The following is a 15847-nucleotide window of genomic DNA, read 5'->3' as shown; positions in this document are numbered from 1 at the left end:
AATTTCATATATTTTTTATTAAACCTTTATCCAACATTGTATTTATAGATATTTGAATTTCTTTAGTTGTGGATGTTAAATCTTCTCTTTTTTTTGTTTTAGGGGGTTGAATTAATTCACCAACTCTTAAATGAATAGAGACAAATCGGGGAAGAAGATATCCTTTAGGAAAAGCTCTGTGACTATTAACTATTGCCACTGGAAGAATAGGGGAACCTGTCCTAGCGGAAAGAAGAGCAGCACCTGCTTTAGGATCATTAACTCTCCCATTGGCTTGCCTGGTCCCATCTAAAAACACACCCGTAGCCCAACCTTCACTTAATCGATTAGATGCATTTCTTATTGCCTCTCTATCTCCAGCTCCCCTCTTGACTGGATAGGCACCACAAGCAGAAATTATGAATGACAATACGGGCACCGTGAAAAGCTCAGACTTTGCCATAAAAGCTACCGGTCTTCCCAAAGCATGGCCCAAAATCGGAGGATCCAAATGGGAGCCATGATTAGAAACAATGACAACTCCTCCTGTCTTGGGTAAATTCGAAATCCCTATTGTTTGACCTCTAAACAAAAAACGAAAAATCGGGAAAACCAAGAGATAACTGACGCAACGATAAACAAAACTTTGTCGAGGTATATTTCGATCGATTTTTTCAACTCCTTTAAAAACTTTCAATTTTTCCAAAATCAATACCCCAAATCACTTGCATTTGATATTTGATTAAGCAGGAGCCCTTTCATTGATCGTTTAGCAAGACCGCTAAGAACATTTCCTGGGCCAATTTCAACCATTGTGGTTATCCCTTCTTTTTTCATTACATCCATAGTCTCTCTCCACCTAACTCCAGTAGTCATTTGTTTTTTTAAGCGATCCTTCAATATGTCACCACTTAAAGTTGGACTTGGATCAACATTGCTAAGAACTGGAACTTGCGCATCTTGAAAAGTTACTTGATCAATTTCTTCAGAAAAACTTTTAGATGCTTCAGTCATAAATGTGGAGTGAAAAGCACCTGAAACCTTTAAAGGAATCGCTCTTTTACATTTTAAATTATCAGCCACTTTCCTTACTGCTTCTGGTGAACCAGATAAAACTACTTGAGATTCACTATTGTCATTTGCTATTGAAGCTCCATCAGTTTCTCTAATCAAATCATCTAATTCATTTCGATCAAAACCCATAACAGCAATCATTACTCCTCCTCCTGCCGATGCCATCAATTCCGATCTTTTCTTTAATAGCAATAGGGCTGTTTTCGCATCTAAAACATCAGCTGAATAAAGACCAACTATTTCTCCGAGACTGTGGCCTGCAATTATTTGGGTCTCCCTTTCTTGTCTTTTTAAATCATCCACCAATAGCGACTCAACAACAAAAAGGGCAGGTTGAGTGTTTCTCGTATCGTTTAAATCATATATTTCTCCGTTTGGAACCCCTTCACCAGAACAAATTTTCCAAAGATCTCTTCCAAGAATTTCGGAGGCTAAGTCAAATCTATCTCTCGCACCAGGCAAATCTAACAACGAATTTGCCATACCCAATTTTTGAGAGCCTTGTCCAGGAAAGACCCAGGCAATAGTCATGATTTTCTAGATTAATTATTAAACAGCTTAATAGGGACCATGCCAATAAAACAAAGCAGCTCCCCAACTCAAGCCAGCACCAAATCCACTACAAGCTATTAAATCGCCTGATTTAATCTTCTGATCTCTAACGGCTTCATCCAGCATCAATGGGATCGTTGCTGCTGAGGTATTTCCATAATATTTCAAATTTGAGAGCACTTTTTCTGATGGTATTGAAAATCTTGAAGCTACAGCATCAAGAATTCTTTGATTGGCTTGGTGTAGAAGAAGCCAATCGATACTTTCAGACTTAATTTGATATTTGTCTAAGATTTCTCCAAGAATGATTGGAACTTCTCTAACCGCAAACTTATAAACTTCCTTGCCCTCCATATTGATTGGCAAATATCCTCCTTTTTGATGAATAGCTCCTTGAACTAAATCCAAAAAAGTTTTTGATTGAGAAAGATTTAAACAACCTCCTTTACTTCCATCAGACTTCAAATCATATCCAACCAAACCATTCTCATCACTATTGGTTTCAACAGCGACTGCTCCTGCTCCATCTCCAAACAAAACGCAGGTTTTTCTATCATCCCAATCGACCCATTTTGATAATTGGTCTGCTCCAATCACAACAGCTCTTTTCATTGATCCAGAAGCTAAATATTGTGATGCAGTTATCAAAGCAAATAAAAAGCCACTGCAAGCAGCAGTCAAATCAAAAGCAACTGCATTGGAAGCACCCAAATTTGATTGTATTTTAGGCGCCGAGCCAAATAAATCTTCTGGTGTAGATGTTGCAAGAATTATTAAATCGATATTTTTCACATCCCAATTAGCCATTTTGACGGCATTCAGTGCTGCATCAGTAGCTAAATCAATCAAAGATTCATTTTCTCCAATAACCCTTCTTTCGCCAATACCAGTTCTACTTTGAATCCATTCATCATTAGTATCTACTCTCTGACCAAGTTGATCATTATTGATTATCTTTTGAGGAACTGCGCTCCCGCAGCCCACAAAAGTTATTCCTGAGTCCCATTGAGAATTTCTAATCAAATCTAAAAAAAGCCCTCATATCATAAGTCAACCACATGGTAGGACATGCCAATCAGACCTTTAAAACATCTGGTTTATTTAAATCTGCCAAATCATCCATTACTCCATGACTGGCAGCGGAATGAACAACTCTTAAAGCACTCAAAACAGATAAAGCTTTACTTCCACCGTGACCAATAACACAAATTCCATTGATTCCTAGAAGTAAAGCACCGCCATGTTCAGCATGGTCTAGTCGTTTTTTTATTCGTTTCAAATTATTTCTCAAAAAAGCAGAACCAACTTTACCTCGTCTTCCTCTTGGTAACTCAGCCCTCAAAACTCCCAAAAGAACAGTTCCTACTGACTCTAGAAATTTCAGCAAAACGTTTCCTGTAAATCCATCACAAACCACAACATCAAAATCGCCTGATAAAACATCTCTTCCTTCACAATTCCCAGAAAAGCAAAATCGCTCTTCTTCGTTCAAAAGCTGGTAAGTTGCAAGAGAAAGATCATTACCCTTACAGGATTCTTCGCCAATGTTCAATAATCCTATTCTTGGCTTAACCACCTGCAAAACATCTCGACTATAAATATTTCCAAGAAGAGCAAATTGATGCAAATAGGTAGGTTTACAATCCATATTTGCTCCAACATCTAACACCAAAACTGGTTGGCCAGGATCTTTAGTTGGGAATAATGCTCCAATTGCTGGACGATCAATTCCTTTTAAACGTCCTAACTTAAAAATCGCTGAAGCCATCATCGCACCAGAGTTTCCAGCTGAATAGATACCCATAGCTTTTCCTTCTTTAACCAATTTCATTGCAATATTTATGCTCGCATCCTTTTTTTTTCGGACTGCAGTGGCTTCTTCATCCATGCCAACTGATAGACCACTGGGAATTAATTCAAAATTTCCATCATTTATAGCTTTGTCTAGAGATTCTTCTAATCCAAATTCAATAGCTGCTTTTTCTACTTTCTCAATTTCACCAACAAATTTAATTTTCAACGGAAGTAATGACAACGATTTCAAACACCCATCAAGAATCGCTCCAGGTGCAAAATCTCCTCCCATTCCATCGACAGCAACCCAAATTCTTTCGGAATCTTGAATTCCATTTTTCGGGTCTGTACTTACTCCTCCTTGTAGTCTCCGAAGAGGATCAAACACAAATGGTTCTAATGTGCTTCTAGCTATTGATCCAGCACTAGTAACAACAGAACCAGCATTCGAAACAACTGATCCAGCAACATTACTTGCTGCTGTAGCTGAGCTTGTTGCAGTATCAACAAGACTTGTAACCGCTGAGTTTCGGCGATACCAAATAACCAATCTTCTAATTGCCTTAGAACGATTTGTTTTATTATTTAGATGATTTTTTTCCACAAATTTATGATCCTTCAGGAATCATAGAATCAACAATTCTTTGAAAAAGATAGCCCGTTCCTCTTGCAGTAAGAATTAGTTCTGGATTTGCAGGATCATCCTCAAGTTTTGATCTAAGTCTAGAAATATGGACGTCCACTACTCTTGTATCAACATGTCTTTCAGGTGTATATCCCCAAACTTCTTTGAGAATCTCACCTCGGCTAAATGGTTCTCCCGAACGACTGACCAATAGTTCTAAAAGACTAAATTCCATGCCTGTTAATCTAATTCGCTCATCATTTCTATAAACCTGACGTTTATTTGTATCAATTTTTAAATTCATAACCGCAATCACACCTGAATTAGGTAGTCCTGCTATTTGTTCTTTTTCTACTCTTCTTAAGACACATCTGATCCTAGCTTCTAATTCTTTTGGGCTAAATGGTTTAACAACATAATCATCAGCACCAAGCTCTAGACCAGTAATTCTGTCTGCTACATCTCCCAACGCTGTCAGCATAACTATTGGTACATCTGATTCCTTCCTTAGTTCCTGACAAACTCCATATCCATCCAATTTAGGCATCATGACATCAAGTACAACCAAATCAGGCTCACAATTTCTGAAAAGATCCAATGCCTCATTTCCATCACACGCAGTAACCACCTGATAGCCAATCATCGATAGGCGAGTTTCCAGGATCCTCCTAATACTTGCCTCATCATCAGCTACGAGGATGGTTTCCTTTGAGGGACTTGTGGCCGTCATTTGTTCCTTAGCTTTGGCGGCTGCAACAAGATCTTAAGTGAAGGTTCACCAACATTTAAAGATCACTATCTTTATTCAACTACAAGCAACTTCCTTTTTACAACTAAGTGTCTCGTTCTGTCTCTATTTATGTCTGCCAAAGTTGCGGTGCTCAAACCAGGCAATTCTTTGGCCGCTGCAACAATTGTGGAGAATGGAACTCAATAATAGAAGAAAAAATTAATCAAAAATCAGATAAATCTATTTACACAAAGATTAATTCTAGCAGTGAGAAATCCCCCTATCGTTCAGAACTAATCAGCCAGACTAAAAACCAAATTATTGATCGTATTCCAAGTGGATATGAGGAATTAGACAGGGTACTTGGAGGTGGTTTAGTACCTGGATCACTAATATTAATTGGTGGAGACCCAGGAATTGGGAAAAGCACTCTCATTTTGCAAAGTGCGACTGCAATAGCTCATCAAAGATCAGTCCTTTATGTAGCTGCTGAAGAATCTGCTCAACAAGTAAAACTCAGATGGAATCGAATTGAAGATTCTGAATCCAATCTTCATTTACTCGCAGAAACAGATCTAGAGCTAGTTATAAAAGAGCTTAATTATTTGAAGCCTGACGTAGCAGTGATAGATAGCATTCAAGCTTTGCATGATGAAACTTTATCAAGTTCGCCTGGCTCAGTAGCTCAAGTTAGAGAATGTTCTGCAGCTTTACAGCAAATTGCTAAACGAGAAAATATATCCCTTTTGATTATCGGGCACGTTACGAAGGATGGAATGTTAGCCGGACCAAAAGTTCTTGAGCATCTTGTTGATGCAGTACTTACTTTTGAGGGCGATCGCTTTGCTTCTCACAGACTTCTAAGAGGTGTGAAAAATCGATTTGGTGCAACTTGTGAGCTTGGAGTCTTTGAAATGCAAGCAGATGGATTATCGGAGGTATCTAATCCAAGCGAATTATTTTTAAGCAAAACCTCTGCACCTGGAATTTCAACAATCGTGACTTGTGAAGGGACAAGACCATTAGCCATAGATATACAAGCACTTTTAAATCCCACTAGTTATGCAAGTCCAAGAAGAACCACCACTGGTGTTGAGATAAACAGGCTTCATCAAATCTTGGCAGTTCTAGAAAAAAATATGAATCTCTCACTCTCAAGATATGACTGCTATCTAGCTGTGGCTGGTGGATTAGAAGTAGAAGAGCCGGGGGCTGATTTAGGAATTGCAGCTGCGATAGTTTCGAGCTTTAAAGATATTGAACTTGAAGAGGGAATGGTTTTCATAGGAGAAATAGGTCTAGCTGGTCAATTAAGATTAGTCAGACAAATGCAACAACGAATTAATGAAGTAATCAGGCTGGGATATAAGAAATTAATTATCCCAGATGGGATAGATACAAGCGAGTTTGAAACAAATCCAAAATTTAAAATATTAAAAGCTTCTAATATTAATGAAGCGATAATTTATGCTTTACAGAAAGATTAGTCTATGATTTAACTACTTATAAATAAACATCAACATTTCCTCTACCTGTAGTCTTAAGCCAGTTCTCAATATCTAAATATCCTCCTGGATATAAACGAACAGCTTTACTCCAAACTTCAGCCGCCTGATCAAACCAGATATCACCCTCATCTTGATTACCATTTCTTTGAGCCATTCTGCCTCTTTTTTCATAAATTAATCCCATATTTTTTAAGCAGGATGGTTGTTTTGGATTTTGACCCAATGCTTTTTTATATGTGTTGAGTGCTCTTTCTTCATCTCCATTACTCATATAAATTATTGCCATATTTTTCAATGTCTCACCTCTATCAACTTGATTATCCTCAAGTTTTAAGCTCTCTTCGTAATACTCTAAAGCCTCTGAGTAATCTCCATCATTTTGAGCCGCTAAACCTTTTCTGTAGTAAAGATAAGCTTCTTTTTCTTTGGAGGCGATTGGCATCACTTTAACGATTCCCTCAGCCATCTTCGTGAAGGCCTTATCAAGAAAATTGTCTTTGTTTTGACTTCTAGGCACGATTGAAACAATACCATATAGATACGATTATATCCTGCTTGGAACAAGAAAAAATTTATAGAAATAATGAAACTAATTTTTATGTATTAATAAATTATTAAATGAATGCAACATGCTTTTTATTTATTAAATTTAGAATAAGTATCTAAAATTTATATTCCCTTGAGCAACAAAAAGATTGCCCAAAGCAAAAATTCAATTCTGCTAGATATTGATGGAATGAAATGCGGAAGTTGTGTACAGGCAGTTGAAAAAATACTTAAAAGCGACCCAAACATAAATAATGCCAGCGTTAATTTAGTTACAAAAACGGCTTTTTTAGAAATTAAAGATCCTAATAATTCCTTATCCGATGTTATTCAAACTCTTACATCCAAGGGCTTTCCCTCAAGTGAAAGGCTAAATCAAACGATTTCAAAGAAAATCGAATTAGAGCTAAACGACAATCAAAATTTATGGAATAAATGGCGTCAACTAATAATAGCCACTTCGTTACTATTCCTCTCTGGATTGGGACATTTAGTAGAGGGTCAACAAATATCTTTTCCAATTATTGGTTCATTACCTTTTCATGCTGCACTTGCAACATTTGCTTTACTTGGCCCGGGTAAATCGATTCTAAAAGCAGGTGTTAAGTCAGCAATCATGCTTACACCAACAATGGATACCTTAGTCAGCCTTGGTGTACTGAGTGCTTATATAGCCAGCATAATTGCTTTGATTTGGCCAACAGTTGGCTGGCCATGCTTTTTCAATGAACCAGTCATGCTACTTGGATTTGTTTTATTAGGACGCTTTTTAGAGGAAAGAGCTCGAGTTAAAACAGGCACAGCCTTAAAAGACTTAGCAAAATTACAACCCGACACAGCTAACCTAATTTTAGAAAACAATGAAATTCGTGAAATTAGAATAGGTGCACTCAGACCAGGAGAAAAAATTCAACTATTAGCTGGGGATAGAATTCCAGTCGATGGTCTTGTTATAAAAGGAAATTCAGCTATAGATGTATCAAGTTTAACTGGTGAGTCTTTACCTCTAGAAGCATCACCAGGTGTCGAACTACCTTCTGGCAGCCTAAATTTAGAGTCAACAATTACTTTAGAAGTTCAGAAAATAGGATCTGAAACTGCAATAGCTAAAATAATAAGTTTAGTTGAAGAAGCCCAAGCTAGAAAAGCACCAATTCAGGGCTTAGCAGACAAGGTGGCAGGAATTTTCTGCTATGGGGTGACAACTCTGTCTGTAATGACTTTTCTTTTTTGGTGGAAAGTTGGTACAAGGATCTGGCCAGAAGTTTTAGAAGTCTCCAATACAGGTTTCATGCAAAGCCATCATTTGCATGATCATTTACTGAATACACCTCAAACACCAATTGGTCTCTCATTTCAATTATCAATTTCTGTTTTAGTTGTTGCCTGTCCATGTGCTCTTGGACTCGCCACCCCAACTGTAATAACAGTTGCCTCAGGAGAAGCTGCTAAACGAGGATGGTTATTCAAAGGTGGAGATGTCATCGAAATGGCATCAAAAATAAGTCAAATTATTTTTGATAAAACAGGGACCCTCACAATTGGAAGACCTTTAGTTGTTGGATGCTGGGTATACAAAGAGTCAGAAAAAAATTTCATGCTCAAATTGGCGGCAAGTATTGAACAAGACAGTCGGCATCCACTCGCCCAAGCAATTATTCAAGAAGCGCACAAAAAAGAAATTAAACTAGAAAAAGTGTCAACATCAGCTACCTATGCAGGTAAAGGCTTATCTGGGAAAATTAATAATTTAGAAGGACTTATAAGAGTAGGAACTCCCGAATGGATAAAGAGTGAAGGAATTGAATGGAATGAACTAATTGAAAATAATTTCAATTTTTCAAAAACAAAAGCTCAATCAATAGTTGCTGTTGCTCTTGAAAAAAAGTTTTTAGGTTTTTTACTGATTGATGACCAAGTAAGAAAAGATGCTTTCCTTTCAATTAATAAATTACGCTCAAGAGGTTTTTCATTAAGTTTGTTCAGTGGTGATAGAGATTCCGCAGTTTTATCATTAGGGGAAAAATTAGGATTTAGTGCCAAACAAATTGAATGGCAAATGTTACCGTCAGACAAGCTAAATAAATTGAACTTATTAAAAAATAATGGTTTAGTAGCGATGATAGGTGATGGTATTAATGATGCCCCAGCTCTTGCAGCTGCAGACTTGGGCGTAGCGATAGGAACGGGAACTCAAATCGCACAAGATTCTGCTGATCTTGTTCTCCTTGGAGAAAGCTTGGAAGCTCTTCCAAATGCTTTACAACTATCAAAACAAGCAATGCTCAAAATCAAACAAAACCTTGCGTGGGCATTTGGATACAACTTAATTGCATTACCAATAGCGGCAGGATTACTTTTACCATCCTCTGGATTATTACTATCTCCTCCCTTGGCGGCTTTACTTATGGCTTTGAGCTCTATAAGTGTTGTATTTAATGCTTTATCTTTGAAGTCAAAATGAAAGGAAAATTTATTGTTTTTGAGGGTATTGATGGCTCTGGAAAAACCACTCAAATCAATCAATTATCAAAATGGCTTACTAGCACTGATCTCATCCCTGAAAATAATCAATTAGTGATAACTAGAGAACCAGGAGGGACTGATTTAGGGAAATCTATAAGATCGCTTCTACTAGAAACTTCTAGAACAAAAAGTCCAGATTCTATTACTGAGCTTTTGCTTTATGCCGCAGACAGATCACAACATGTAAATGAAATTATTCGCCCAACTTTAGATCAAGGAGATTGGGTTATTAGCGATAGGTTTTGTGGCTCCACACTTGCTTACCAGGGTTATGGAAGAAAGTTAGATATCAAGTTAATTAAAGATCTCGAAGCCATAGCCACTCAGGGGATTTCTCCAGATATTACATTTCTACTAGACATTTCTATTGAAGAAAGCATCAAAAGAAGAATACATAGAAAAGATGATCGAATTGAAAAAGAAGGTAGAGAGTTTTTATCAAATGTTTCTCTAGGCTTTCAAGCGTTGTCCGAGGACAGTAAATGGAAAAAAATATCTGCTATTAACTCTAAAGAAAAAATCATGTCCGAGATTAAATCTGAGATAAAGAAGTTAATAAAAAACAAATAAAATGGATGATTTTAAAAATATATATGGGCAAGATTTAGCAATTGAAATTTTAAAGTCTGCAATTTCCAAAGAACATATTTCTCCTGCTTATTTATTCTCTGGACCGGATGGGGTTGGAAGAAAAAAAACTGCAAAAGTCTTTATAAAAGCTATTCTTCAAAACAATCAAAACCAACAAAGTACAATCAGGAAAATAGAAAGTAATAATCATCCCGACTTATTATGGATAGAACCATGTTATATGGTCCAAGGTAAAATTATTTCTCAAACAAAAGCTAGTGCAGAAAGTATAACCATAAAATCACCTCCGCAAATAAGGCTTAATCAAATTAAAGAAATAATAGAATTTCTTGGGAAAAAGCCATTTGAATCAGAGCGAAGCATAGTGATCATTGAAGATATTGAAAGAATAAATGAATCCGCATCAAATGCATTATTAAAAACTCTTGAAGAGACAAATTCAGGATTATTTATTCTTATTACTCAAAGACCAGAGAAATTATTATCAACCATTAGATCAAGATGTCAGTTTGTCCCATTTATACGCTTAAGTGATAATGTAATAAATAAAATTATTGATCAATTAGAAGTTGTTCAAAAAATAGATGATATTCCTCTTGAAAAAATTAAAGAATTAATCGCCTTTTCATATGGATCTCCTGGACAATATCTAAAGAATATACAATGTTGGTTATCGATTTCAAGTCCGTTAAGACAAAAGCTAGACATACAATTAACCAATCAAATTGAGTTATTGCAATTAGCCAAGGAAATCACTGATGAACTGAATATAGAGCAACAATTGTGGGTCATTGATTTCAAACAAAATAGAGCATGGATTAAAGAAAAAAATTCAAATATTGTTAGAAAACTTGAAGAGCTTAGAAAGCAATTATTAAAATTTGTGCAACCGAGACTTGCTTGGGAAGTAACTTTATTAGAGATAAACTTGATTGATTAAGCAATCACTCTTTCATCCGTATTATTTTTCAAAGAGTTGGTTTCTCTTGCCTGAATTATTAAAGGTTGAATTTCACTTATTTTGTCCCCAGTTGGTAATTCCAAACAATACCCTGCACCGTATACAGTTTTAATAAATCTTGGTTTTCTTGGGTCAGGTTCAAGCTTGGTTCTTAAATGTCTTACATGCACACGTATAGTTTCAATATCATCATCAGGTTCATAACCCCAAACTTCTTTGAGAATTAATGACGGTGCAACTGTCTGACCATGCCTTTGCATCAAACAATGAAGCAATTCAAATTCTAAATGAGTTAAACGAACTGGAGATTCGAACCATATTGCTTCAAATCTTTCAGGGACAAGCGTAAGAGGTCCATAATTGAGTATTTCTTGCTGATTATTACTGCCTAATGGAGCACGATTTGTTCTTCTTAGCAAGGCCTTAATTCTTACCTGTAATTCCTCTAGGTCAAATGGTTTTGTTATGTAATCATCTGCACCAGAATTAAAACCAGTTACTTTGTCCTTAATACCACCCAATGCAGTAATCATAAGAATAGGTATGCCTGACGTTCTCTCATCTCTTCTTAAACGTTGACATAGAGTTAATCCATCAACTTTGGGAAGCATTAAATCAAGAAGAATTAGATCAGGAGCGTATTGCAAAGCTAGCGCTTGCCCCTTGATGCCATCCTCAGCTTTTTGGACATCAAAACCAGTGTGCTCAAGATGCCCTGCGACAAGATCTCGCATGTCTTGGTCGTCTTCAATGAGTAAAATGCAAGGCTTCATTAATAATTGCCCAAGTTAAAAAGTACCCGCAACAGCGATTACTAAAGATTCATATGATTCTCTCAAAATTTTGTTTTTATTGCAGAATTCGGAAAATACGATTTCCAACGACTTAATCGACAAGACTACTTGCGATCACTGCATTTTCACGCCTTAATAGACAAAAAGAAGCTGAACTGTCTTTAGAAAGTCTTCCGATTCCGAGGCTCTACTGTTAAGGAATTCTCAAAACTTTCATAAAAAACATTAAAAAAAAATTATTAGCTTTGTTTTATTTCATAAATCAGAAAATATAATTAAGTAATGCATCAGGAGACCTTTTTAGGTCTTCTTGAATCTACTGACTGTTTCTAAAACTCCCCGGGCGGGATTCGAACCTGCGACCAATCGGTTAACAGCCGATCGCTCTACCGCTGAGCTACCGAGGATTACAACATTAAGAACTTACCCTTAGTAGCTACCTAAGAGCAAGTGATTTTAATTCTTGGAACACTTTTGAACCAGAATTCCAATTACTAATACATCCATTTTTAATAATTGCTGCCCCATCACAAAAATATAATTCTTCCAAACGATGAGTAATCCATATTGCTGTAATTGGGTCAGCAGAGGAACTTGTTAATTTTTTAACAACTTTCAAAACTGAATTTTGACTTTGAGGATCCAATAGTGCTGTCGGCTCATCAAGTAAAAGTAAATTTGAATTGCTGACAATAGCTCCAGCAAGAGCTAAACGCTGCTTTTGCCCACCACTTAGAGTATGAATAGGTCTGTCCAACATTTCGCCTAAGTCCACTTTTTCAAGGGCGGACTGAATCAAATCGAATAGTTTTCTGTGGGGAACAGTTTTAGGAATACTAAGCATCAACTCACTTTTACATGTTGGCATAAGCAATTGATGGTCTGGATTTTGATAAACCATTGATGGTCTAAAAGAACAGAAAATTTTCCCACTTTTAGGACGAATTACTCCGTTAATTAAACGAAACAAAGTGCTTTTGCCACTACCATTTTCTCCCACAAGCATCCATAAACCAGGTTTTATAATTGAGAAAGAGCATTGATGAAGAACGTCGTTTCCATTGGGCCAAGAAAAAGAAACTTGATCGAATTCCAAATAGTCAGACCCGCTTCGTTCCAAAATTAATTCACTCCAATTTTTTCTTATTTCTGCAGTGAGAATCCAGGCCGTTTGCTAGTGCCACTACTTGTTTTTTCATAAATCTGTACTGCTGAAATCTCGCTAACAACAACCGTGACTCTCTTATCTTCAACTTTTTCACAAGTCAATTCTATTAGCCTTGGATTACCTTTTTGAACACAATCTATTACTTCAGAGTAAAGTCTCTTAGCATCTCCATGCTCTTTTCTTTGTACTACCAAAGGGATAGGACTTAATTTAATAGTAAGCTCAATGCAATACACTTTTTCAGAACACCCTAAATCATTTAGTTATTCTTACAAATAAAAGCAGAAGAAGTGAAAAATATGTGAATAATCAAATTTTATTTAATTATTACATGTATAAAGATCCCAATTATTAGTTTTCTTGATTGTTGTGCATTTATTTTGATTTATTTCATCAAAACTTTTGATTTGTTTTTGTGCATACCAATTTAAACTTGGTCGCTCAAAGCTATTTCTGATAAAAATTTGTTTATCAGGAAAGCCATCTATAAATTCAGCTACTGGTCTTACATCCCAATTCTCATTTATTTCCCATAACCAATATTCAGAGCTCACAAAAAAGAATAAACCAATTATGCTTCCAAAAATCATTCCAATAAAACCAACCTTTCTAATATTCTTTCTTGAATTAGATAATAATAATCCCCCTATAAGCCAAGCTGAACTAATGGGAAAAATTGAATTAAAGTAATCTTCTTCAAAGTTGAGAATCTTTAATTTGACTAATAATGAAAAAGCAAATAAGCATAATCCAATGAAAGATAATACATAAGGTATTTTTCTTAATATTTTCCTAGCAAAAATGTAATCATTCTCTTTTCTTTGAATTAACCAAGAGACTGGGGGGCCACATATCAAAGCAAAAGGTAACCAAAATGGATGGATATACCAAGGAAGTTGCATTTTTAGAGGTAAAACACTTCCTGCAATAATTATCTGAGTACTAAAAGCCCAAACGCTCCAACGAGTATTAAGAGTTGAGCATGCCCACAAAAAACCAATTGGCCAAACAAGAAGCCAAGGCCACCCACCTTCAAATATTTCAATTATTGGTACCAAAACTCCTAACTCACTACCTGAGCCTTTTTCAAATAAAACTCTTCCTGCTCCATCGCCCCACCACAACCAAAAAGCTCCTGAACCATATGAAAAGATGTTCCATAGATGCCAAGCGAAACCTGGAATTAGTCCATAGAAGAACCAGGCCCATGAAAAATTATTAAAATATTTTTTTGATTTATTTTCCCAAATCAATGGTAACAAAGATGCAAATAGTGCAGGAATAATTACCGGAGCTTTAAGTAAAAGCATAAAACTAGAGGCAAATCCAGCTCCTAAAAAATTAAATTTAGTAGACCTATTATTTTTAATGGATGATAAGCAAAACCATAAAAGCGCTATAACACTCAGCTGTGTGCCATCCAACATTGCCATTCTCCCATATCTAATAATTGGCAGTAAAGTCAATAAAATTGTTGATGTAGTAATACAAGCTATTCGATCTTTAGGACGCAAATTCCACTGAATCAGACCACCCAATGGAACAACAAAAGTAGAAAAAAGTGCTGGGAAAAATCTTATACAAAACTCAGAGGGTAAAAAATCAAAATTATTTTGAAAATTTCGACTCACTCCAATAGCAAAAGATATTATCCAATGCAATCCAGGAGGTTTATTCAAATAGGGCTGATCCCAGATAGAAGGAAGCAATCTTTCTAAGCCACTTTTCTGATTTAATTCCAATGCAACTCTTGCAACAGTTGCTTCATCAAAATCTCTTAAAGGCAAATTTCCCAGAGAGACAAATGCAATTCCACAAGCTATGGTCCAAAAAAGAAAAATCCATAAAACTGGAGGCCTATTGTTATGGGAAATGCTCTCGGTCAATATCAAAAAATTATTCCATCTATTTATATCTCTAAAAGGCCAATAAAGCTTTTGAATAACAAATTTTCAAGCATTATTAAAAAAGAATTGAATTATTAAATAACTTTTGCCTCGAAACTGATTCCAGTTTTTAAAATAAGATCATGCCAATCGCTAATGACATAACTTCTTTAGTTGGCCAAACACCTTTGGTCAAACTAAATCGATTGCCTAATGAATTTAATTGTAAGTCGGAAATTGTAGCCAAATTAGAGAGTTTCAATCCTACAGCATCCGTAAAAGACCGCATAGCTGGCGCAATGGTGAAATCAGCTGAAAAGGAAGGCACCATCAAACCTGGAAATACTGTCCTCATTGAGCCAACTAGCGGAAATACAGGAATTGCATTGGCCATGGTTGCTGCAGCAAAGGGTTATAGGCTCATATTGACAATGCCTGACACAATGAGTACAGAACGGCGCTCAATGTTAAGAGCATTTGGAGCAGAGCTTCAACTAACTCCTGGCAAAGAAGGAATTAAAGGAGCTATTGAGCTTGCAAAGGAATTGGTAGCTTCTATACCTAATGCATATTTGCTTCAGCAATTCGATAATTTATCCAATCCTGAAATTCATGAAAAAACTACCGCTGAAGAAATTTGGGAAGATTGCGAAGGCAAACTTGATGCATTAATTGCTGGAGTAGGAACAGGAGGAACAATCACAGGTTGTGCCAGATTTTTAAAACAAAAAAATCCAAACATCAAGATTTTTGCTGTAGAACCTTCATCAAGCCCTGTTCTGTCAGGAGGGAATCCTGGATCTCATGCAATACAAGGCATTGGTGCTGGTTTCATCCCTAATGTATTAGATATAAATCAAATTGATGAAGTCATAAGAATCAATGATAATGAAGCAATGGAGATAGGAAGAAGACTTGCCAAAGAAGAGGGATTACTAAGTGGTGTCAGCAGTGGCGCTGCAGTAGCCGCTGCTTTAAAAGTAGGAAATCAACCGGAGTTTGAAGATAAGCGCCTTGTTGTTATCCTGCCTAGTTTTGGTGAAAGATATCTCTCAACAACTATGTTTACTTCCATACCCGCGAACCCAGTAAAAGGGAATGAATACCTCTAAA

Annotated in this window: 15 protein-coding genes and 1 tRNA gene; 5 read left to right on the top strand and 11 right to left on the bottom strand. The window is 36.3% G+C overall.

Annotated elements, in window-relative coordinates; all coding sequences use genetic code 11:
* Positions 1 to 4: 4 nt before the first annotated feature.
* The 5 genes from O5639_RS08540 to rpaB are packed head-to-tail and all read right to left on the bottom strand — an operon-like array spanning position 5 to position 4754.
* On the bottom strand, positions 5 to 685 hold the full coding sequence (locus tag O5639_RS08540; RefSeq protein WP_269624121.1) for a lysophospholipid acyltransferase family protein: 681 nt from the start codon (positions 683 to 685) through the stop codon (positions 5 to 7).
* 2 nt (positions 686 to 687) lie between these two features.
* Positions 688 to 1584, bottom strand: a complete 897-nt coding sequence (gene fabD, locus O5639_RS08535) for an ACP S-malonyltransferase (RefSeq protein WP_269624120.1) — start codon at positions 1582 to 1584, stop codon at positions 688 to 690.
* Between the two features lie 27 nt (positions 1585 to 1611).
* A complete protein-coding gene (locus tag O5639_RS08530) occupies positions 1612 to 2628 on the bottom strand; it encodes a beta-ketoacyl-ACP synthase III (RefSeq protein ID WP_269624119.1) in 1017 nt (338 codons plus the stop codon).
* Between the two features lie 52 nt (positions 2629 to 2680).
* Positions 2681 to 4003, bottom strand: coding sequence for a phosphate acyltransferase PlsX (gene plsX / locus O5639_RS08525; protein WP_269624118.1), 1323 nt, complete (start codon positions 4001 to 4003; stop codon positions 2681 to 2683).
* Between the two features lie 4 nt (positions 4004 to 4007).
* The gene (gene rpaB / locus O5639_RS08520; RefSeq protein WP_011294133.1) at positions 4008 to 4754 is read right to left on the bottom strand and encodes a response regulator transcription factor RpaB; all 747 of its coding nucleotides are present in this window, start codon (positions 4752 to 4754) and stop codon (positions 4008 to 4010) included.
* 107 nt (positions 4755 to 4861) lie between these two features.
* Here rpaB and radA point away from each other — a divergent pair, with 107 nt between their 5' ends.
* Positions 4862 to 6241 (top strand): DNA repair protein RadA, encoded by a 1380-nt coding sequence (gene radA / locus O5639_RS08515; RefSeq protein ID WP_269624117.1) that lies wholly within the window; start codon positions 4862 to 4864, stop codon positions 6239 to 6241.
* Between the two features lie 16 nt (positions 6242 to 6257).
* On the opposite strand, the gene O5639_RS08510 is transcribed toward radA, so the two are convergent.
* A complete protein-coding gene (locus tag O5639_RS08510) occupies positions 6258 to 6779 on the bottom strand; it encodes a photosystem I assembly protein Ycf3 (protein WP_158465957.1) in 522 nt (173 codons plus the stop codon).
* A 162-nt stretch (positions 6780 to 6941) separates the two neighbouring features.
* Here O5639_RS08510 and O5639_RS08505 point away from each other — a divergent pair, with 162 nt between their 5' ends.
* Genes O5639_RS08505 through O5639_RS08495 form a run of 3 tightly spaced genes read left to right on the top strand, consistent with a single transcriptional unit; the run spans position 6942 to position 10865 of the window.
* Complete coding sequence (locus tag O5639_RS08505) at positions 6942 to 9272, top strand: heavy metal translocating P-type ATPase (protein ID WP_269624116.1); 2331 nt, start codon at positions 6942 to 6944, stop codon at positions 9270 to 9272.
* Positions 9269 to 9904 (top strand): dTMP kinase, encoded by a 636-nt coding sequence (tmk, locus tag O5639_RS08500; RefSeq protein ID WP_269624115.1) that lies wholly within the window; start codon positions 9269 to 9271, stop codon positions 9902 to 9904. The genes O5639_RS08505 and tmk overlap by 4 nt, the downstream gene beginning before the upstream one ends.
* A gap of 1 nt (position 9905) precedes the next feature.
* On the top strand, positions 9906 to 10865 hold the full coding sequence (locus O5639_RS08495) for a DNA polymerase III subunit delta' (protein ID WP_269624114.1): 960 nt from the start codon (positions 9906 to 9908) through the stop codon (positions 10863 to 10865).
* On the opposite strand, the gene O5639_RS08490 is transcribed toward O5639_RS08495, so the two are convergent.
* From O5639_RS08490 to O5639_RS08470, 5 genes are all read right to left on the bottom strand, one after another.
* Positions 10862 to 11659, bottom strand: a complete 798-nt coding sequence (locus O5639_RS08490) for a response regulator transcription factor (protein WP_269624113.1) — start codon at positions 11657 to 11659, stop codon at positions 10862 to 10864. The genes O5639_RS08495 and O5639_RS08490 overlap by 4 nt on opposite strands.
* A 356-nt stretch (positions 11660 to 12015) precedes the next feature.
* Positions 12016 to 12087, bottom strand: a tRNA-Asn gene (locus tag O5639_RS08485).
* A 29-nt stretch (positions 12088 to 12116) separates the two neighbouring features.
* Complete coding sequence (locus O5639_RS08480; RefSeq protein WP_269624112.1) at positions 12117 to 12800, bottom strand: ABC transporter ATP-binding protein; 684 nt, start codon at positions 12798 to 12800, stop codon at positions 12117 to 12119.
* 23 nt (positions 12801 to 12823) lie between these two features.
* Positions 12824 to 13084: a hypothetical protein gene (locus O5639_RS08475; RefSeq protein ID WP_269624111.1), complete on the bottom strand. Its 261-nt coding sequence runs from the start codon at positions 13082 to 13084 to the stop codon at positions 12824 to 12826.
* An 84-nt stretch (positions 13085 to 13168) separates the two neighbouring features.
* Positions 13169 to 14734, bottom strand: coding sequence for an ArnT family glycosyltransferase (locus O5639_RS08470; RefSeq protein ID WP_269624110.1), 1566 nt, complete (start codon positions 14732 to 14734; stop codon positions 13169 to 13171).
* Positions 14735 to 14877: 143 nt separating this feature from the next.
* Here O5639_RS08470 and cysK point away from each other — a divergent pair, with 143 nt between their 5' ends.
* Entirely contained in the window at positions 14878 to 15846 is a 969-nt protein-coding gene (gene cysK, locus O5639_RS08465; RefSeq protein ID WP_269624109.1) for a cysteine synthase A, read from the top strand.
* Position 15847: the final 1 nt, after the last annotated feature.

Origin of the sequence: Prochlorococcus marinus str. MIT 1214 (assembly GCF_027359355.1) — a bacterium.
Lineage (GTDB): Bacteria > Cyanobacteriota > Cyanobacteriia > PCC-6307 > Cyanobiaceae > Prochlorococcus_B > Prochlorococcus_B marinus_F.
The sequence above is the reverse complement of the archived record's forward strand: the minus strand, read 5'-3'. Positions and strand labels throughout refer to the sequence as shown.

Excerpts from the sequence above, each read along its gene's own strand:
- fabD (WP_269624120.1), bottom strand. The coding sequence starts at position 1,584 with ATGACTATTGCCTGGGTCTTTCCTGGACAAGGCTCTCAAAAATTGGGT.
- rpaB (WP_011294133.1), bottom strand. The coding sequence starts at position 4,754 with ATGACGGCCACAAGTCCCTCAAAGGAAACCATCCTCGTAGCTGATGAT.
- tmk (WP_269624115.1), top strand. The coding sequence starts at position 9,269 with ATGAAAGGAAAATTTATTGTTTTTGAGGGTATTGATGGCTCTGGAAAA.
- O5639_RS08495 (WP_269624114.1), top strand. The coding sequence starts at position 9,906 with ATGGATGATTTTAAAAATATATATGGGCAAGATTTAGCAATTGAAATT.
- O5639_RS08490 (WP_269624113.1), bottom strand. The coding sequence starts at position 11,659 with ATGAAGCCTTGCATTTTACTCATTGAAGACGACCAAGACATGCGAGAT.
- cysK (WP_269624109.1), top strand. The coding sequence starts at position 14,878 with ATGCCAATCGCTAATGACATAACTTCTTTAGTTGGCCAAACACCTTTG.